Genomic DNA, 19,491 nt, shown 5'->3' on the forward strand with positions numbered 1-19,491 from the left:
TTTAATGAGCATTTCAACCTATTTATTTCCCAAAATCTACCATTTCTATCTTAAATTTTCTTTTACTGATTAAATTTCCTGTTTTTTATTTAAAAAGGAACTCCGCTATGTAATCAGAACAGATTTCTAAAACAATCTCTTTCCCTGATTCATCTAAAGATTGGTATGAGCAGCTCATAGAACTTGGGAATGAATATCGACAAGAATTGCTGTCTATTCGGGATTCAGTTGAAATAATGACTGAAACAGTGCCAAACTCCTGATAGACTTCAATTAATTGAGAATATATACCGAATTCTTATTAATGCTGGTTTTGGGTCAGAGGATGTTCCAGCTAGTGCCAGTTTATTTAATAATGATATTCTTTCATTTGTAAGAGATGAAATGATACAGGTTCATATAGCTAATATCCAAGGATTAGAGGTTAATGAAGCTTTTGAACAGGCAAGAAAAATGTTTAAGTCTTTGTCTGTGAATAAATATCCATCATTAGTTAAACTTGCTGATTATTCAGTATCCGTAAAAAGTGATAAACAATTTGAATTTGGTCTTCATGTTTTATTAGATGGACTTAATAAACGATTAAAGCAATAACTTATTAAAGCACTTCTGTTATTCCAGAATCGGGCGCAATTCTGCAGCAAGAATTACGCTCTTTCTTTAGGTTAAGGACCAGATTATGGAATAACATATAGTAATGAAAATTAAAATATATTCATTTTAGATAAAAATGAGTAACCTCCCAATCATAGGGAAGATTGGGAGGTAAGTCTGTTTTTGCCGAAATATTATTTTTTTACAGCATGGATGTAATGAATAGTTTCGAATGCAGACAAATAGTCTGTACGATTGCGAAAGAATTGATTATTAATAGTAACAGGTGATAAATGTTCATAAATGAGTAAACCTGAGTTTTCTAACATTTTCTCCATTTCATCATAAGTAAAACATGATTTCATTGGCTCACCACTAGCTGAGGCCATTTGAACCATATTTTGAACTCGATTAGACATTCCTTTTTCTTCAAAAAGTTTGTCGTCTGCATAATCAAAAACTATAGAACTTCCTGATGGAACTTTAGTAAATAATTTATTAATCAAGTTAGCATTTTCCTCTTTTGTTAAATAATAAGAAACACCTAAAAGACTAAAGAAAGTTTTTTTGTTAGGCATAAAACCTTCTTCAACAAGATTTTGAATAGTCAATTCTTTGGTGAAATCCATTGAAACAAAATGAAGATTATCCGAAATATGATAATTACCATTTGCTAACCTTATCTTTTTAAAGTCTTGTGTGGCAGGGTAATCAACTTCGAATATTTCTAAAACGTCTTTTAATTCTGGGTGCCGAAAACAAAAAGTATCTAATCCAGCTCCTAGAATGACATACTGTTTAACACCTAGCAACATTTCATGAAATAATACATTTTCGCAATAGGCAGCACGTGCTAAAGGAGTTGGAGAAAGTTGGACTTGTGTAATCCATTTTAAAATTTCATCTGGCTGATCGTGAAACCTCTTTTCAATTTCATGATTAAAGAATTGAATTCCATTAATCATGTTCTCACGAATATCTGCAAATTCTTTTTTGGTAATTAAATCTTTTGCAATAATATCATCAAAAATTTTGGGTGTGTCATATTTGCTGTGGTATGCTCGACCAAAGGCTGATATTAAGGAAGTTAAACTTGATTCATTTTTCTTCATACATTATTCCTCCCATATAACAAAAATAAGATTCCCCTGGCCAGGAGAACCTTATTATACACACAAAAGTTTTAGCTGTAAATTATAGCATAAATAAACTTTCTTGTCAACAAAAAACGTTTTGTTTTATATTAAGTAATAAATTCCTTTGCAGTAAATTAAGATATTTTTATATATTATGGTAGAAATTCTATTTTAAGTAATAAAGAATATTGCTCAGCAATCGGGCGCACTTATTTAATAGAGGGTGCCCTTTTTGAATCTGGCTATTTTTACTGAATAACAAAGACTTTCACTTAACGGTTCAGGATTGTTAAATAAAGATATTAAAATATTGTGGGAATATAAGGTAATTCAACGTATAATAATATAAAATCCTTTTGTAAAGGACGATGAATTTTTTGAAGATATTTACCAGTTTTCTTCAATTCATTTTTCCAATTTTAGCAATCCTTTGTTTAACAACAGGCTTCTTTGGCTCCTACACCTTCCAGTTCTCACTTGGTTTTTTATTAATTGGTTTCTTCCTTTCAACTTTCTTAATAATTTCAAAGAAAATAATTTTATGGGGAATGATTAATATCTTTCTAACCATTTTTATTATTATAGGTGGAGTAATTATCTTCTTCAGAATGATTTCATCGGGTGTTTAAATGTGAAGGTTACTTTTACTTATTCAAAAATAAAGACTATCGAATCTTTCATCTAGACTAACGGGGTGTTGGTAGAAAATTAATTGATCGATTTTAAGGTTGAGGCCATATAATAGTTATTCAATTATACCAGCTAATATAAGTCAACACTTTTGGCTTAATATTGATTTCTAAGTAATGTTACAATAAAAAGGGCATGACAAAGAGACTCCAAAACAGCGATTTGAAGTTTTTGTAATTGATGTAATTATTAGGTAATTACTATGCTGTGAAACTCTCTTTATGCTTGAGAATGGCATAAATCCAATGTAATAGCTTGTTGGCGCAGGCTATTATCGCTACTTTGTGAGGTTTTCCCTCACTTCTTTTTTTGTCGTAAAACTCTCTAATTTTCGTGTTTCGATTATTCGTTAGTCCACACTGAACGGCTGTATATAAAGCTTGTCGTAGCTTGGAAGATCCTCTTTTCGTGATGCGGTTTATGGCAGCTGTAAACTTACCTGATTGATAAATCCTGGGATCAATTCCTGCATAAGCGACTAGCTTTTTAGGGTGACTAAACTGCCTGATTTCTCCGATTTCGGAGATGAGTGTAGCCGCAATCTTACATCCTACTCCCGGTATGGAACGGAGAAGCTCGTACTCTTCAAACTGCATGGCCAATTCATCAATCTCTTGTTCTAGGATGGATAGAAACTCTTTTTGTTGAAGAAGCATTGGAATGTACATCTTTAAGGTCACTAAATGGCTCTGATATAGGATTTTCTTAAATGGGTTTCGTTCAGCTGCTTCTTTAAGCTTATTTGCTTTATCCCAAAACCATGTATACGAACGTTTTCCTCCTAGACTATGCATCACACTTGCTATTTCATCTGTTGTTGCCTTTAAAACGATGTCGGAAGTAGGATATAAAAGCAAGGTCTTTAAAGATACCTGTGAATATAAATTCCCAAACACGCCTTTATATTCAGGAAAAACTTGATCTAGGATTGTTTGAAACTGTAGCTTTAACTGTACGTAATTACGAGTTAATGAATCATGTTGTCTAGATAAATTACGTAAGTTCATGGTTTGAACATTTTTTCGGTGGAATGTTTCTAGATCTTCTTTGTAGTAGAGTTCGCATAAATGTCGAGCATCAGCTGGGTCTGACTTAACCTTTCGAAGGCTACTTTTTTTAGTTTCGTAAGAAACCACTGGATTCACTAAATAGTAGGTTATCCTCCTTTCCTCAAGATACTGAAGTACAGGTTCATGATAGTGCCCAGTAGATTCAAAAATGACCACAGGATCTGCTTCAGCGTTCAATTTGACCTCCTTGTAAAATACATAAAAATCACGTAAACCATTGATATCATGCTTAAACTTAAAGGTTTTTCCAAAAGGGTGCTTTCTTGCCAAGAAAGCTTGGACTTGGCTTTCTCCTTTTGCGACATCCAGACCAATGACTGGATCCATACTTTATCACATCTCCTTTTACTGTATTTGCCGGCAGCCCCTCACTATCTTGTAGTTTCATAGCTTCGCTTGTTATTCGGGGTCAAAGCCCCAACCAGCCTCAAACATGTTTCTACAAGTAGGGGGTGGACAGTATAATGGACGGGATCCTTGTCCCAAGGGCGCTAACGTCCTACCCCGGCTACCTAAAGAATAACCTATTAAAAATAGGCCAACCAGAAATACATTCTGGATGACCTTATAATACGAAAGGGCGCTATCCTTGAACTGAAGTGACCCCAAAAAGTTAGACACTATATTAAGTTAAGCAGTTATGGAGGATTGAATTCGGTATTGTACCGGACTCAATCCTTTTAGTTTCCCTTTAATACGTTTGTGATTGTAGTATTCGATATACAGTTCAAGCTCACGCTTGAAGTGACCCATACTCTCAAATTCTTGTAGATATAATAGCTCAGATTTTAATAGACCAAAAAAGTTTTCAATTACTGCATTATCTAAACAGTTACCTTTACGAGACATACTTTGGGTAATACCATGTTGTTTTAAAGCATAAGAGTATTGTTTCATTTGATAATGCCAACCTTGATCCGAATGTAATACTGGGGCATCTCCTTCAGATAGGCAGGTGACAGCTTTGTCTAACATTTTTGATACAAGTTCATACGTAGGACGACTTTGAATATTATAGGCAATAATCTCACTATTATATAAATCTAGTACAGGGGAAAGATATAACTTCTCACCAAATAAATGAAATTCTGTTACGTCCGTTACCCACTTTTCATTTGGTTTTTCCGCAACAAAATCACGTTGAAGAATGTTTGGTGCAATTTTGCCTACATTTCCTTTATAAGAACGGTATTTTTTCATGCGAACAAGAGATTTTAAACCCAATTCCTTCATAAGTCTTTGAACGGTTTTATGATTGATCAGGAAGCCTTGATTACGTAATTCTAAAGTTATACGACGATAACCATATCTTCCTTTATGGTTGTGGTAAATAGTAGAAATCATCGATTTCATTTCGGCATGTTTATCAGGTCGGTCAAAGCGACTTATCCAGTAATAATAAGTGCTACGCTTGATTCCGGCTAGCTTTATTAACTCTTTTACACTAAATTGATTCCTTAGTTCAAAGACTACTTGCGCTTTGTCTTTCGTTTTAATATTTCCTTTTCTTGAACTAAGGCATTCAACTTTTTTAAATAAGCATTCTCCATACGTAAACGTTCATTCTCTGCTTGTAATTTCTCTAAAGAGCCTTCTTTAAAGAGCTGATTCTTGGTTTCTTTCTGGTTGTCTTTCTTCAATATCGGACGCCCCTTTTTCTTAAAAATTAGGGAGTCTACACTATCATTTTTAAGACTAATTTGCCATTTTCTAATTGTACCTGGAGAAGGTAAATTAAACTCTGCTGCAGTCTCTAAAGAAGACAACCCGTTCTCGTTCATAAATTTAAGTATGTTTAGTTTATCTTCAAAAGTGTAACGTGTATAGCTCTTTTTAAAAGCTTCTAGTCCATGAATTTGATACTTTTTTATCCAGAAATTAATGGTTTCATTATTAGTTAAATTGAGAGATTTAGCAATAGAATTAAGGCTTTCTCCACCATTTTCGTAACGAAAAATGGCATCTAATTTTTGTTCAAGAGTAATTCTTGCCATAAAAAAGGCACCTCCAAAATGTTAGATTCGTGTCTAACATTTGGGGTGCAGTTCAAACAAGGATAAGCGCTCATTTTCCTTATTAGGGCTATATTCTTAAATAACACATTTAAAGAAAATCTTTGTGGGTAAAGATGTTGTGAGGATTTTCACTTAAAGGGTGCTTTACTTAAAAAGGCTGCCAATAACGGCAGTCTTTTTCTTATTGAGCTCAAGGACCATTTATTTCAAGATAAAAAAGACAGTATATTGACTAATTTGCAGAATATGATACTATAAGTTTAGACAGTATAATGTCTAAACTGGAGGTTAAATATGGATATATACAGAGAACTTTTTTTAATGCAGCAAACTTACGCTACTTTATTTTCTCTTGCAAATAAAATTCAGGTAAAAGGTGACAAATCCCTTGAGCTCTTAACATCAAGACAGTATATGGCAATGGTGGCAATTGCTCATTTACCTGAAGATGATACAACATTGAACAATATTGCAAGAAAATTAGGAACTACAAAACAGAGCGTAAAACAGTTAATTACAATTATAGAAAATAAGGGTTACGTTAACATAGTACCCAGTAAGAAAGATAAACGTGCGATTAACGTAAAAATTACCGACATTGGAAAAAAGGTATTGCTTGTTGTTTCAGAACAAGGAATCTTCTTTTTGGAGGAACTTTTTAAAAAGTTATCAACAAAAGAATTGGAAATAATGTGGGGCCTTTTAAAGAAACTTTATAGTTTTGACGGTGAAGAACACGACGGGTTTGAAGAAGATGGTAACTTAAAAATGGATGAAGATAACAATGAATTACAATTGAGAGTAATGAAGGAGTTTGAGAGACGAAGAATTCAAGCAATTAATGGTGAAATAAAATATGAAAAATAAATGGGATAGGCTAATTTATCCTGAAAAATATATATCAATCCTTTGAAACTTTTTTAAAATGAAGGATATCCAAAGGGAGAGCAATCATTATGTTTGAAATCAGTGATGAAATATTACGATTAATTAAAAAGACCTGTAGAGGAAAAAAACATTTAAAATTAACTGTTGGCTATTTAACAAACAATAATTCTGTAATAAAAATTTATAATGAAAACGGTGAACTTGATTCATCAAAAAAATATCATTATGAAATTGGATCTATTACAAAGACTTTTACTGTATCTTTGCTATCAAAATATGTATTTGAAAACAAGTTGTCAATAAACGATTCAATACAAAAATATATAGAAGAACTTAAGGAAGACGAGTATTATCCCACATTGCTCCGCCTTGCTACTCACTCTTCTGGATATTCAGCAAGACTGCCATTAAATAAACGGGAACATTTTAACCTAATTTTAGGTTTGATTATTGGTGGTGGTGATATGAATAAGAATAATCCGTTAAATATGGATTTTAACAAAATGAAAATGCTAATTGAAAAAAATAAATTGAAAGAAGCAGATTATTCATGGAAATATTCAAATTTCGGTATGTCACTTGTTGGGTATGGATTGGGGATTGTATCGGGCAGGGGATATTGGGACACGATGAATGACTTTCTTCATAATGAACTTGGACTAAGCGATACATATTTAGGCACATCAAATAATATTTTACATGGTTATGACAGAAAAAATAATGATTGTGGCAACTGGAAATGGAACAAAGAAAATCTTATAGCACCTGCGGGTGCAATAAGTTCGACTGCTGATGATTTACTTAAATATGCAAAAATAAATATTTACGAAGATAAACCATATTTGTCTCTTTGCCATAAAAAACATGGAAATGGAACAAAGAAGTATGATATGGGTCTTGGTTGGTTACTCTTAAAGAAAAACAACAATGTTATTTTGCATGGCGGTGGAACATGATGCTTTAGTTCATTTTTAGGGATTGATAAAGAAAAGAAAGTTGCCTCCATAGTTCTGGCCAATTACAGATTAGGTATTAATGATGATGAAAATATAGGAATTTCCTTATTAGAAAGTCTACAGAAATCAAAAGATATATAAGAATTGCCAACAAAAAAATGGTGAGATTTAATCTATCATGTATCACCTTATTCCTTTAATTTGTAAAAAGAAACTTATATATGTTCTTAATAATGTGTAAAGCGAAAAAGAATTGTGAAGCAATCACTTAGAGGGCAATTTTCCTAAATTAGGAACTAAATAAAGGGAGAGATTAAATGTTTCCTACATTAGAGACAGACAGATTAGTCTTACGAGAATTAACAAATGAAGATGCAGAGGGCATTTTTGCTTGTTTTTCTAACGACGATGTAACACGTTTTTACGGATTAGAAACATTAAAAAGTATAGAAGAAGCAGAAAAATTCGTAGATTTCTTTTCAAAAAACTATAGTGAAAAAAGAGGCATTCGATGGGGCATTGAGCGAAAAGGAACCAAAGGTATAATTGGAACTATTGGCTTCAATGCTTGGTCTCCAAAGCATAAACGTGCTGAAATTGGTTACGAAATTCATCCAGAACAGTGGAGAAAAGGTTACACTTCAGATGCAGTATCTAAAGTTCTTTCATTTGGCTATGATGTTATGGGCTTAACCCGTATAGGTGCCGTTGTATTTATTGAAAATGAAGCATCGAATAAATTATTAGAAAAGGTTGGTTTTCAAAAAGAGGGAATTTTAAGAGACTATATGTACCAAGATGGAAAAGCATATGACACATATGTTTATTCCCTCCTTAGGAAGTAATCTTCCATATACAAGGGGGCCTAGCCTATATCTTACTTACAAAATAATCTTCCGGAATAGGGCACATTTCTGTAACAAGGATCAGTGCTCAATTGTTTTGTAATAATAAAGTTTTAAAAAGCGTGTCATGATGTGAAAGCACTATGGAACGCTAATTTTTTTGAAGGTGTTTGAGAAAACAATGGGGAATAATCTATAGAGGTTACAAATTTCGGAATAGGGAGGAAATTCAAATGAAGCCTCATGCATTACAATTGTATGATTATCATGTATGGGCAAATCAAAGAGTTTTTGAGCACTTAAAAGAACTGCCACAGGACATTTACCATAAGGAGATTCAAAGTGTTTTTTCTTCCATATCAGAAGTGTTAGCCCATATTTACGCTACCGATACTATATGGTTATCGGTCATGTCCGGTGATAGCTTTGATGAAATTGCAAAATCAAGGACACAACTGAGGGAGTCCACAAAAGGAAAAAGTATGGATGAAATACAGAGGCTGTTCTTTAACTTATCCGAGCGATATAAAGCATTTTTCGATCGTCAAGAGAACCTTGATCAATCAATTTCCCCAGAGCATCCTGCTTTTGGTCGGCTGGAAACCAATTTTTTTGAATTGGTACAGCATGTTGTTAATCATGGAACGTATCATCGTGGGAATATAACAGCTATGTTGCGACAGTTAGGGTATCCTGGGGTAATGACTGATTATGTTGTTTATTTGTATGCGATGAATACAAAAAAATAGCATTTTTTCTAACTGCCTATAATCCTTACTTATGTTAAATATATAGAAATAGAGAAATATGTTTCTTATTCCGTAACCGGGCGCAATTCTGTAGCAAGAATTGTGCTCTTTCTTTAGGTTAAGGGGCATTATATGGAATAACACTTATTGAGCAAACTGGGGTTGAAGAAAGAATGTTATAATAAATTTCATTATTTTACTGTTTTGCATTGGAGGGACTTAACTTGGAAATTAGAATAGCAAGTAAAGAAGATTATAAGGGCGTATCAAGAGTTTATGTTAATAGTTGGAGGACTACTTATCGTGGTTTAGTACCTGACGATTATCTGGACGAATTATCGTACGAAGATGCAGAAAAAAGATGGACTAATTTTTTAAATAACGAAAATGAACCTTTTATTTATGTTGCAATTAATGATACAGGGAAAATTATAGGCTTTGCATCAGGTAAAAGTATTGATGAGAATAATTTTGATGGAGAACTATATTCGCTTTATCTCTTACAGGAATGTAGAGGATTAGGTGTTGGTAGGCAGCTTGTTTCAGCTATTGCTAAGCATTTTAAAGAAAAAGGTATTTATTCTATGATGGTTTGGGTAATGAAACAGAATAAATCTGGACTTGGTTTTTATGAACGTATGGGAGGAAAAGAATATATTCATAGGACTAGTACGTTTGGAGGATCCGTAGTAGAGGATGTTGCGTATGGCTGGAAGAATATTTCAGAATTATGTATTGAGTAAGAGTAACAAAGATTTACATATGCGGCTTTAGTAAAGTGATCTTTTCAAATTTCATACTTTCGTTATTCAAGAATAGGGCGCTTTTCTGAAATAAGGAAAGCGTCTTTCTTCATGAAAAGGGCCAAATTGTTGAGGAACTAGCGAAAACAAATGGAAATTTATGATGATCGTAGATTGTGGAGTTTTGTACTTAAATTAACATCTCAGGAAAGTTAAATAAAGGTTATATATTTTCTTTAAGTAAAAAGCTATGTTAAACAATATTGTTGATTAGGGCTCATTCGTGTAAAATCCCGTAATTAGCCCTAATAAACAGAGTTAAAGAACATAGTCTACTAAAAAATGGATTAGAAAATGTGCAATTTTGGTGATAAGTATTGTTATATACACCAGAATGATATAAAGTAAACTAATAGTATACTTTATATCATTATGGTGAAAGGGTTGTGTAAATGGGAGTATCTGAACGAAAACAAAAGGAAAAGGAAATTCGAAGGAACGATATTATTGAAGCGGCTGAACGAGTGTTTTTTACAAAGGGATATTCTACATCGACCATGGACGATGTAGCGAAAGAAGCAGAGTTTAGCAAACGAACGGTGTACGTTTATTTTAAAAGCAAAGAGCAACTCTATTTTGAAATTATGATTAGAGGATGGAAATTATTAAATACCATGTTAGAAGAAGAACTCAACACATTACTGGATGGGAATTCATTGCAACGATTAAGACAAATCGGAACAACTCTTTTTACATTTAGCCAGTTACAACCAAACTATTTTGAGGCAATTGTGGAATATGAAACGGGTGAACGAGATTTTGAAAAAGGGATCACCGATCAATCGAGAGAAGAATGCTATGCCGAAGGAGAGAAAATTTTCAGGTTTTTGATGACGACATTACAACAGGGAGTGGAGGAAGGTTCCATACGTAAAGACTTGGATCTTTTAAATACGGCAGTGATTTTATGGTCATCTACAATTGGAGTCTTTAATGTAGCGAAGAAGAAAGCTAATTATATCAAACATTATCACCATAGAAATTCCGAAGAGCTAATACCTGAAGCGTTTGAATTACTACTTACATCTATTAAAAATTAAGGATGTGATTGAGAAAAATGAAAAAGAAAGGGTTAAAGATGATTACTATGTTTTTCTTAACTTTTGCCATGATCATCGTAGGTGTTTTCTCTGCTTTAATGATAAAAAGTGGCATTTTTTCGACTACACATTATTTAGATCCATGGAAGACTACCTATTCACAACAATTTAAGGATATAAGAGTACGCCTTGCTGCCCATGGTTTACTAGCTGCGAATGGACATAATATGCAGCCATGGATTGTACGTCTGGATCATAAAGATGCGAATGTCTTTTACCTGTATGCCGATTCAAATCGGTTAGCTCCACAAGTGGATCCTTATGCTCGTCAAACGATGGTGACACAAGGGGCTTTTTTAGAATATGTGAAAGAGACAGGTGATCAATTAGGCTATCACACAGACATCGTTCTTTTTCCAAACGGCAATTATGATGAAGCGATCCTAAAAGAAAGCATGGATGCAAAACCAGTTGCAAAAATTTCTCTGACAAAAGTGGAACCAATAAATAATGAACTTTATCCATACATATTTCTTCCAGATACAAACAGAGGAGCCTATGAGACAACTCCATTAACGATAGCCCAAGTAAATAAGCTACAAGATATCTCTGATGCAAAAGGTGTGACATTAAAAATTTTTCAAGATCAAGAGAATTTAGATAGACTTGGTCAATACGCTATGGAAGGGGCTAAAATTGAGTCTGCTGTACATCGTATTAATGAAGAATCTGCAAATATTTTTCGGGCGAATGAGTATGAAAAGAACAAGTATAGGTATGGATTTTCATTGGAAGGGGAAGGAATTACAGGATTGAAGAAAAATGTGATGCAAGGAATGATCACCATGTTTCCTTCCATCAACAATGAGAAAGCATCAGCTGATTTGTTTGTGAAGTCCACACAGATTGCCGTGGAACATACACCAACCTATGCGATGATTATTACGAAAGATAATAGCCGTAGTAATCAGGTAAAAGCAGGTATGCTCTACAGTCGTCTCATATTGGAAGCACATAATATGGGCTTTGTGATGCAGCCGCCAAGTCAAGTGTTGGAAGAGTACCCAGAAATGAAGGACCCTTATACGAAAATCCATAAGGAATATGCATCAAATGGAAAAGTCATTCAAATGCTAGTTCGTATGGGGAAACCAACCGAAGTGGCTCAGCAAACCATGAGACGAGATGTCATGGATCTTATCAAGAACTAAGGGAGTATTGATAGCGAACATTGTTAGGTACTGTTCGCCATCTCAAGGAAATACGGTAACTGTTACAAGCAATTAATTTTGTGTAAATATAATAATTTCATCATCTTGTCAAAACAGATACTGATTAAGGCATGTGAGACCTCGGTCTCACACGCCTTTCTCTGGTTTTAAAGGATATCAAAAAACTGTTTAATTGGTACGAATGTTCTTGAAACAAAGGTAATTGATCAAATGATTGTCGGAAATAATAAAAAATTCCGCGTAACAACACGGAATTATCGGCGAAACAATTCTTAATAGCCACAGAATCTGATACCTTGGTTTAAAAAGGCTAATGCAGGAGAATAACAAAGGTTTTACATCCTAGACTAAGTGGTGAATATTTAGAGTAAGAAATGAATTCTTTTATTCCACAAACAGGCGCCATTCTTGAGGATGACGCTTTTTTTGCAATTTTAGGGCCGTATTGGAGCAACATATTTAAAGAAAATTGTTATTGGCGAAGAGATTGTGAGGATTTTCACCTAAACTATAGGGGCAGTTTACTTGAAGAAGGAATTGGGCGATTGTTAATCGAATTAAAGAAACAGTTTGCTTAAAGTGGGTGAAATTTTGTCAGATAGGAAATATGAATTATTAAATGCATTCCCAACAAATTTAGAAGATGATGTAATGGTGGTTTTACGTCAGATTAAACAAACAACCACGTTGGATTTTTCGTATTGTTTCGAGGTTAACATTTGTGAAAATTTGCTTATTATTCCTGAACGGATTTACTATAACGAACTTTCCTCAACACAATTAAATTCCTTTACGGTACAGCAACAAGTAATTTTGGCTTGTTTATTTACAAGGCATCACAATGGTTTTGTTAGAGAAGAAAATTTAAGAAAGATCATTCACCTAAGCAATCACTATATTTGGATTATTCCTTATTTAATTCGTTTAACGGGGGAATATGTAATCGAAATTTTACAGGTGATAAAATCCAATTTGGATAAAGTTAATAAAGTGAAAATAAAAGAATTCATTGTTGATAATCCAAAGTTTTTTAATACAATCGAAAGTCGAGTGTTGAGTTATTGGGATTGCTACTATCGGAATCTGTATCCTAATAAAGAGGATTATATCGGTTATGAAATCATTCAATATTTCCGTTCCTTATTCAAGTAGCGGGTGCATTAGTTGAGGAAGAAAATATGCTGAATAGAAAAAATAAAGCTGGGTTATAAAAAAACCGAGCTTTTTTTGATCATTAAAATCAAAATTCATTTAATTAACACCTGGTTGAAAAATTTTTTAATAATGTTCTATTTGTAAATTTATTATAGACAATTCAAAAATTTTTGATTACACTTGTAATATGAATACATGATTACAAGTGTAATCTAGGGAGGGGTAAGAATATGCAAGAATTGCCTAAAATTACTGAAGCAGAATTGGAGGTAATGAAAATTTTGTGGTACAAGTCCCCTTTGATAGCGAATGAAGTTATTCAAGAGCTAGAAAAACAGACAGATTGGAAACCGAAAACAATTCGAACATTACTTAATAGACTGGCTCAAAAGGATGCAATAGGAATTCAACAAGAAGAAGGAAAAGTGTATGCTTACTTTCCCCTTGTTTCACAGAAAGATTACCTACAAATAGAGACAAAATCTTTTATGAAACGTTTGTACGGAGGAGCATTTAAACCTTTATTAGTGAATTTTTTACAACAGGAAAAACTTTCTCGTGAAGAAATTAATGAACTAAAACGAATTCTTGACGAACAAAATCCAAATCCGGATAAGGACTAATGAAAGGAAAAATGCTATGAGTAACCTACAATATTATGTTGAGCCATTTTTTAATTGGGTGATAAAGACTTCCCTTTTTTGTAGTGTTTTGGTAGGAATTATTTTACTTGTTAAATTAACCCTTCGTGACAGGCTTCCTGTTAGATGGCATTACATCCTATGGCTTACCCTTATTTTTAGGCTGTTGTTACCACCTTTACCAGACGGTGTAAAGGTAGTGGATAATATCTTACCAACAAATAATCTCACCACTAATGTAACTCCTTCTATAATTGCCCAACAAGAATACATAACTGTTCAAAAACCACTTCCTTTTGTAGATCATAAGAATATCCAAGGTAACAATTACAAAAAACAACCTCTATCATTTGAACAAATTGCTTTTAGTGTTTGGCTTCTAGGAGTAATTTGTATCGGTGTTCTTACTGTGTTTATAAATGTGAGGCTTTATCTTTACGTTAAACGCAAATCTTTTATTACAGATTCAGAGGTATGCAATCTTTTTAATTGTTGCAAGGAAACCATGTCAATTAAAAAGAGAATCCCTCTAGTTTACTCTGGGAGAGTTTCAAGCCCGACCGTTTTAGGGTTTATCCGACCAAAATTTTTGTTGTCCCAAGATCATTTAAACATTTTAAATAAAACTGAATTAGAATTTGTTTTTTATCACGAACTAGCTCATATAAAGCGAAATGATGTGTTTGCAAATTGTCTTATGAATGTGCTTTTGATCCTACACTGGTTTAATCCCATTCTATGGTATGCCTATTTCCATATGCGTCAAGATCAGGAAATCGGGTGTGATGCACTTGCACTTACTTATATAAAACCAGAAAAGAAAATTGAATATGGCTATACTTTAATTAAATTAGTAGATGAGATATCAATTAGGTATCCAATTTCGTCTCTCGCAAATATGGCAATGGGAAAAGGAGTATTAAAAAGGAGGATCATAATGATTAAACAGTTCGAAAAAAAATCGTATCGATGGTCCCTATTAGGTGTATTTACTTTAGCCATTCTTTTAGCGTTCTCTTTGATTTTTGTTAACAAATCTTCATTAGTATCAGTTTATAAACCAGGTAAACAAAAAGAAAACTATCAAGTGATGATGAAAGACGATATTTTTAAAAAGATGCAAACTTCGTTCAATTATTTTAAAACTGCAAAAGGAAAAATGATATTACACTCCATTAACAATGGGATTGTAAGCACTAATGAAATTGATTATGAGGCTGTAAATAACTCAACACCAAGCGGGTACAATAAAGTGTTAACGACAAATACAAAAACAGGAGAAAAGTTAACAAACCTCACTTATTATAATCAAAATACTTATTGGGATATCAATAAAAGTAATTCAACATATAAGGAATCTGGTTATATACAGAAAGAAACTTTAGGGCGTACGGAAAGATTAACGGCAAATAAAGATAAATATAGTATTAATGTATATTCCGTAAGAGAATATCCGTTATTGGATGAGGCGAATTTTTATTTATTCCCATATGAAATAGCTAATACCTATCTTGACAATTCAGTAAAATGGAAAATTGAAAAACAGAATGAAGAGATATTAGGACACAATACACTCGTAATAAAGGGTGAATTAGATCAAAATCTTTCTACATCTTTTCGTTTTTGGGTTGATAAGGATACAGGGATCTTGGTTAAGTATGAGACATACAACAAAGATGGCAAAGTATTAAGTTACCTTGACCCAAAAGAACTAACTATTAATGGGTCGATTGATACTAATGAACTTAAACCAAACTTAAAAGGTTTAAAAAGGTAATGATTGAATAACAGGAAAGATTGTAAGTAAATGCACAAAAAACAAACGGATGTGTCTCTACAATAATTAGAAACGCTTTTTGCATTACCGTTTCAGAATAGCAAATATAACGGATGTGAAGAAGATAAATGTTATAATTCCGAAATTAAATTAAGATAAAAGAGATAATGCCCTAATTAGAAAGGTGCGATTAAATGGCTTTAACAATGATAATTTTACTTATCATATTAGTCGGCATAATAGAGAGCTGGATTTATGGTAAGGAAGGTGTAATAAAGATAATCGTACCTATAATGATTTTATCGTTAGCGAACTTCTTGCTTGTATATGGAAAAATATTGGTGGGTGACAATTTTTCAACTATTATATTTTGCTTATCCTCGATTCCTCTAATCATCGTTTCAGGTATATGGTTGCTTGTTGTTTGGATGAGGAGTCCTAAAGAAAAAGGCAACAATAGAAAAAAGATAGCAATTGTTTTTAGTTTATTAATTACATTTGTGATCTTATTTATTCCACCACTTAATCATGAAGATAAATTCAATATGTATAAAGAAGATTACTTCGCAGTTTCTGATGCAATCTTTCAAGCATATGATCAGGAGAAGCTTCCAATGGGAAAACAGATCAATACATCTGAATTAAATAGATTTGAAGATATTTTCCCAAAAACTATTATAAATAAAATGAAAAAATTGAATGACTCTGCTGGTGTATATGCATATATAGTAGCGGATAAAGATGTAATTTATTTCAGTTTTGGTGCTACATTTCAATCTATAGACGGAATTGCTATTTGTCGTAATAATAAAGACCCTTCTAGAGATACAGCACTGAAAGCAAGATTCTTTGATCGTAATACTGAATTCACCTATATAACAGATAATGTTTATCAATTTTTTGACGGATTGTAATTAAATTACCAAGAAAATTTTTCATCATCAACTATAAAGGAGACTTAATTGAGGAACGAACCATAGATATTAAAGTGGAAACTTCCTAATAGCTATAAAAAAAGGACAAAATACTATTTAATAAAAGGAATTACTTTCGAAAAAGATATTGCCATCCAAGAACAAGATGGACGGTATAGAAAAGCGATTAGAGACGGTAAATATGGAGGAAAATTATTCAGTTCTTATTAAGCTAAACCAGCTAATAGAAATTCCTTATTATTCCATTAAGGAGTGCTTTCCTGAAAGGATGAGCGCTTATTTTTATTTTAGAGCTATATTTCTAAATGAATGATTGTGGAACTATTAGGAACTTGGGATAATTGTTATTAGGTTAGAGGGGAGTTATTTCCAAATGAAGTATTTCATAAAATTAAATGTGTTCAGTATTTTATATGCTCTTATGATATTTTTTCCTATCCAACTTATGGGTAATGTTTATAGGGTAAGCAGATTAACTGGTTGGAATATTGGTACTGTAAATACTTTAAGTGGTGTAACTATTGTTGGTGGATTTATATTTGGGACAATCCTGATCATTTACCTTACAAAAAAGTGGATGAAAGGTCGTAAATCCAATTTCTTGACAACTATCCTTTGGATTCCTTACTTTGTTCTTTTTATATATATAATCGCATCTCTATTCCCAATAACATATGGAGGGGATGCTCCTAATCCTGTTACAGGCTTTTTTGTGATAGTAGGTTTAATAGTTTTTCCCTTTTATATTTTAATTATCAATATCATTAGTTTACCATGTAATGACGATAGGAATAAAAGTATAGCCAACATACAATAAAACGATATTCAGCAATAGGGCGCAAACCTGAAAAAGAATTGTGCTCTTTCTTTATGTTAATTGCTACGTTGTTGGGTAAGAAGGAATTTGATAAAAGTTGTTGAATTAATAATAATCTTGTCAAAATATTGGTTTTGGCTTGTAAAAAAATAACTTTGAATAGTGATCAATCTAATCTTTATAGATAAATTTGATCTTTTGATCATTATTTTTTTCTGATACAGGAACAACAGGAACTCGAGATTTATTTGGTTATACAAAATTAAATTACATGGAATCATGTTAACAATGGTAATACTTTTTTCTTTTTCGAGTAACGGTTGCAAGTTGGATAAATAAATATGGTCAAATAAGGGGTAAGGTAGTTGAGTGTACAAATAATAATTGTTTTAATATTAAACTTTATAATATCTTTTATAGGAACATTAGCATATTCAGTAAGAATGGTTGGTGTTAGAACAGGTAAAATAGCCGTTTCATTTGCAGTTTTTAATATATTAATGTTGATATCAAGAACGGCAGTAACTTTTCAAGTTCCAATATTAACAAAATTTATTGAAGATCGCTCTGGAGCAAGTAATTTAATAAACATTTTCAATTTAATTATTGTAGTATCAGGTATTGCCACAGTTATAGCTGCTTTTTTAATTCCAACCTTTCAGAGAATATTCTTTAGAGGAGTATTACATTTTTCCGTTGACAGGTCTATTCCTAAACTTGTCATTCATAGTTTTTCAAAAGCAGGTGTAAATTACATCAAGGATTGCGTTGCAATCCCGGTAAAAGAAAATATAACAGAACTCAATTTGAGAAAATTACCTATCAAGATAATTATATATAATCTAATCACAGTGGCTTTATTAACTGTAGGAGCTTTAGCACCAATATATGCAGGAAGTATTGCACCAGATTTAAGAGCAACATGCATTACTTTGTCATCAATCATAAATGGTATTGCGACAATTTTAATGTCAATATTTATAGATCCACAATTATCAATTATGACTGATGATGTTATAGAAGGTAAGTGTACAGAAAAAGATTTTCGTACAGTTATTGTTGCAATGGTTGGAAGTAAAACCTTGGGCACTTTTGCTTCGCTTTTATTAATTATTCCTTCATCATATTTAATAGTATTTGTTGCAAAGATAATATAGATATTAATTATATTCTTACTGTGTGTAAGAAAGATTTTTTTGTTCAAGCAATGGGTACTTACTCTGTATATTATTAAAGCAATGTTCTTCAGCAATCGGGCGCCATTCTTGAGGATTGGCGCTCATTTTGCAATTTTAGGGCCATTGGATATTTATGTTAAAATATAAACGTTGACTAACGTAATCAGTTTGGTTTTTAAACAAATGGCTTTATGTTTAGGGGTGGAGTTAATGATTATAAAAAGAATTTCTTGCAAAGTAAAAGAGGGCCAAAAGGAAATATTTTATGAGTACCAAAAACAATGGGAACCACTTAGTAAGGTTAAAGGTTTTTTAGGACAACTGGGTGGTTGGAGCGAAAAGCAACCATTGACTGCTTGTGTTTATTCTTTTTGGGAAAGTCAAGCAGACTATCAGTATTTTATGAAGGAGGTACATGACCGAATCTATGTCAATTCTGGGCAAGAAAGTTCCTTTACTTCAATAGATGTCAATATGTTTCAAGAAGAACTAAGAATTTCTGGATTAGAGGAAAGTTTTGCTAATGTCTTGAGAAATGGTAATTTTATTCGAGTTTCCTTGTCACAAGTTAAAGAGCAAAAAACTGAGCATTTCGTTGAGATGCAGAAAAAAGTTTGGAACTTTGGATTGCGAAAAGCTGAAGAGATGCTTGGTGGAACATTCTCATTCTCTCAAAAAGAAAGTAACTACTTTCTTGTATTATCGGTTTGGAAGAGTGAAAAGTTTCATCAAAAATATATGGAACTAAATTTTCCAGAATTAATAGAGACCGCAAAACCTAAGAATGATGTACTGGAACTTGTAGGTGAAAAATTTAAAGTTGAAGAAGCATGGCGTGTGTCCCCAACGGTGCCATTAATTAACAGGAACTTTGTAAGCAACGATATTAAGCAATCGGGTGCGTTTCTATAATAAACAAATACGCTTTTTTTATTAAAGGAGCAAACTGTTTAAAAAATATAGCAAATAC

Annotated in this window: 19 protein-coding genes; 16 read left to right on the forward strand and 3 right to left on the reverse strand. The window is 32.6% G+C overall.

Annotation, left to right across the window (positions count from 1 at the left end):
• The first annotated feature begins 240 nt into the window (after positions 1 to 240).
• Complete coding sequence (locus tag RCG17_RS23180; RefSeq protein WP_308175929.1) at positions 241 to 594, forward strand: TetR/AcrR family transcriptional regulator C-terminal domain-containing protein; 354 nt, start codon at positions 241 to 243, stop codon at positions 592 to 594.
• A gap of 194 nt (positions 595 to 788) precedes the next feature.
• Here RCG17_RS23180 and RCG17_RS23185 read toward each other — a convergent pair whose 3' ends face one another.
• From RCG17_RS23185 to RCG17_RS23195, 3 genes are all read right to left on the reverse strand, one after another.
• Positions 789 to 1,706, reverse strand: coding sequence for a class I SAM-dependent methyltransferase (locus RCG17_RS23185; RefSeq protein WP_308172389.1), 918 nt, complete (start codon positions 1,704 to 1,706; stop codon positions 789 to 791).
• Positions 1,707 to 2,620: 914 nt separating this feature from the next.
• The gene (locus tag RCG17_RS23190) at positions 2,621 to 3,817 is read right to left on the reverse strand and encodes an IS110 family RNA-guided transposase (RefSeq protein WP_308172390.1); all 1,197 of its coding nucleotides are present in this window, start codon (positions 3,815 to 3,817) and stop codon (positions 2,621 to 2,623) included.
• Between the two features lie 303 nt (positions 3,818 to 4,120).
• Positions 4,121 to 5,484 (reverse strand): IS3 family transposase gene (locus RCG17_RS23195; RefSeq protein WP_308172391.1). Its coding sequence is split into 2 segments (ribosomal slippage): positions 4,121 to 5,025 and positions 5,025 to 5,484, totalling 1,365 coding nucleotides; the frame shifts between segments, so codons are not numbered across the junction.
• A 315-nt stretch (positions 5,485 to 5,799) separates the two neighbouring features.
• Between RCG17_RS23195 and RCG17_RS23200 the strand changes: the two genes are divergently transcribed.
• The 15 genes from RCG17_RS23200 (at position 5,800) to RCG17_RS23270 (ending at position 19,433) form a co-directional block, all read left to right on the forward strand.
• Complete coding sequence (locus RCG17_RS23200; protein ID WP_308172392.1) at positions 5,800 to 6,372, forward strand: MarR family winged helix-turn-helix transcriptional regulator; 573 nt, start codon at positions 5,800 to 5,802, stop codon at positions 6,370 to 6,372.
• Positions 6,373 to 6,461: 89 nt separating this feature from the next.
• Complete coding sequence (locus tag RCG17_RS23205; protein WP_308172393.1) at positions 6,462 to 7,349, forward strand: serine hydrolase domain-containing protein; 888 nt, start codon at positions 6,462 to 6,464, stop codon at positions 7,347 to 7,349.
• A 317-nt stretch (positions 7,350 to 7,666) separates the two neighbouring features.
• Entirely contained in the window at positions 7,667 to 8,194 is a 528-nt protein-coding gene (locus tag RCG17_RS23210) for a GNAT family N-acetyltransferase (RefSeq protein ID WP_308172394.1), read from the forward strand.
• 233 nt (positions 8,195 to 8,427) lie between these two features.
• On the forward strand, positions 8,428 to 8,943 hold the full coding sequence (locus tag RCG17_RS23215) for a DinB family protein (RefSeq protein ID WP_308172395.1): 516 nt from the start codon (positions 8,428 to 8,430) through the stop codon (positions 8,941 to 8,943).
• A 224-nt stretch (positions 8,944 to 9,167) separates the two neighbouring features.
• Complete coding sequence (locus tag RCG17_RS23220) at positions 9,168 to 9,686, forward strand: GNAT family N-acetyltransferase (RefSeq protein ID WP_308172396.1); 519 nt, start codon at positions 9,168 to 9,170, stop codon at positions 9,684 to 9,686.
• Positions 9,687 to 10,138: 452 nt separating this feature from the next.
• On the forward strand, positions 10,139 to 10,786 hold the full coding sequence (locus RCG17_RS23225) for a TetR/AcrR family transcriptional regulator (protein ID WP_308172397.1): 648 nt from the start codon (positions 10,139 to 10,141) through the stop codon (positions 10,784 to 10,786).
• 17 nt (positions 10,787 to 10,803) lie between these two features.
• Positions 10,804 to 11,997: an Acg family FMN-binding oxidoreductase gene (locus RCG17_RS23230; protein WP_308172398.1), complete on the forward strand. Its 1,194-nt coding sequence runs from the start codon at positions 10,804 to 10,806 to the stop codon at positions 11,995 to 11,997.
• A 395-nt stretch (positions 11,998 to 12,392) separates the two neighbouring features.
• Positions 12,393 to 12,596 (forward strand): hypothetical protein, encoded by a 204-nt coding sequence (locus RCG17_RS23235; protein ID WP_308172399.1) that lies wholly within the window; start codon positions 12,393 to 12,395, stop codon positions 12,594 to 12,596.
• Positions 12,597 to 12,609: 13 nt separating this feature from the next.
• The gene (locus RCG17_RS23240; protein WP_308172400.1) at positions 12,610 to 13,170 is read left to right on the forward strand and encodes a hypothetical protein; all 561 of its coding nucleotides are present in this window, start codon (positions 12,610 to 12,612) and stop codon (positions 13,168 to 13,170) included.
• A gap of 233 nt (positions 13,171 to 13,403) precedes the next feature.
• Positions 13,404 to 13,796: a BlaI/MecI/CopY family transcriptional regulator gene (locus tag RCG17_RS23245; RefSeq protein WP_308172401.1), complete on the forward strand. Its 393-nt coding sequence runs from the start codon at positions 13,404 to 13,406 to the stop codon at positions 13,794 to 13,796.
• 16 nt (positions 13,797 to 13,812) lie between these two features.
• Entirely contained in the window at positions 13,813 to 15,591 is a 1,779-nt protein-coding gene (locus RCG17_RS23250; RefSeq protein ID WP_308172402.1) for a M56 family metallopeptidase, read from the forward strand.
• Positions 15,592 to 15,785: 194 nt separating this feature from the next.
• Positions 15,786 to 16,505, forward strand: coding sequence for a hypothetical protein (locus RCG17_RS23255; RefSeq protein ID WP_308172403.1), 720 nt, complete (start codon positions 15,786 to 15,788; stop codon positions 16,503 to 16,505).
• 394 nt (positions 16,506 to 16,899) lie between these two features.
• Positions 16,900 to 17,343 carry a hypothetical protein gene (locus RCG17_RS23260; protein WP_308172404.1) on the forward strand — a complete coding sequence of 148 codons (444 nt, stop codon included), beginning with the start codon at positions 16,900 to 16,902 and terminating at the stop codon, positions 17,341 to 17,343.
• A 365-nt stretch (positions 17,344 to 17,708) separates the two neighbouring features.
• Complete coding sequence (locus RCG17_RS23265; protein WP_308172405.1) at positions 17,709 to 18,500, forward strand: lipid II flippase Amj family protein; 792 nt, start codon at positions 17,709 to 17,711, stop codon at positions 18,498 to 18,500.
• A 231-nt stretch (positions 18,501 to 18,731) separates the two neighbouring features.
• On the forward strand, positions 18,732 to 19,433 hold the full coding sequence (locus tag RCG17_RS23270; RefSeq protein WP_308172406.1) for a YdbC family protein: 702 nt from the start codon (positions 18,732 to 18,734) through the stop codon (positions 19,431 to 19,433).
• Positions 19,434 to 19,491 lie beyond the last annotated feature (58 nt).

It is taken from the genome of Neobacillus sp. PS3-12 (genome assembly GCF_030915385.1).
In the GTDB taxonomy this organism is placed as follows: Bacteria; Bacillota; Bacilli; order Bacillales; family Cytobacillaceae; genus JAEVLT01.

Coding starts and splice junctions, on each gene's coding strand:
- RCG17_RS23245 (WP_308172401.1), top strand. CDS start 13,404: ATGCAAGAATTGCCTAAAATTACTGAAGCAGAATTGGAGGTAATGAAA.
- RCG17_RS23250 (WP_308172402.1), top strand. CDS start 13,813: ATGAGTAACCTACAATATTATGTTGAGCCATTTTTTAATTGGGTGATA.
- RCG17_RS23235 (WP_308172399.1), top strand. CDS start 12,393: ATGAATTCTTTTATTCCACAAACAGGCGCCATTCTTGAGGATGACGCT.
- RCG17_RS23225 (WP_308172397.1), top strand. CDS start 10,139: ATGGGAGTATCTGAACGAAAACAAAAGGAAAAGGAAATTCGAAGGAAC.
- RCG17_RS23230 (WP_308172398.1), top strand. CDS start 10,804: ATGAAAAAGAAAGGGTTAAAGATGATTACTATGTTTTTCTTAACTTTT.
- RCG17_RS23190 (WP_308172390.1), bottom strand. CDS start 3,817: ATGGATCCAGTCATTGGTCTGGATGTCGCAAAAGGAGAAAGCCAAGTC.
- RCG17_RS23215 (WP_308172395.1), top strand. CDS start 8,428: ATGAAGCCTCATGCATTACAATTGTATGATTATCATGTATGGGCAAAT.
- RCG17_RS23200 (WP_308172392.1), top strand. CDS start 5,800: ATGGATATATACAGAGAACTTTTTTTAATGCAGCAAACTTACGCTACT.
- RCG17_RS23270 (WP_308172406.1), top strand. CDS start 18,732: ATGATTATAAAAAGAATTTCTTGCAAAGTAAAAGAGGGCCAAAAGGAA.
- RCG17_RS23205 (WP_308172393.1), top strand. CDS start 6,462: ATGTTTGAAATCAGTGATGAAATATTACGATTAATTAAAAAGACCTGT.
- RCG17_RS23210 (WP_308172394.1), top strand. CDS start 7,667: ATGTTTCCTACATTAGAGACAGACAGATTAGTCTTACGAGAATTAACA.
- RCG17_RS23260 (WP_308172404.1), top strand. CDS start 16,900: ATGAAGTATTTCATAAAATTAAATGTGTTCAGTATTTTATATGCTCTT.
- RCG17_RS23255 (WP_308172403.1), top strand. CDS start 15,786: ATGGCTTTAACAATGATAATTTTACTTATCATATTAGTCGGCATAATA.
- RCG17_RS23185 (WP_308172389.1), bottom strand. CDS start 1,706: ATGAAGAAAAATGAATCAAGTTTAACTTCCTTAATATCAGCCTTTGGT.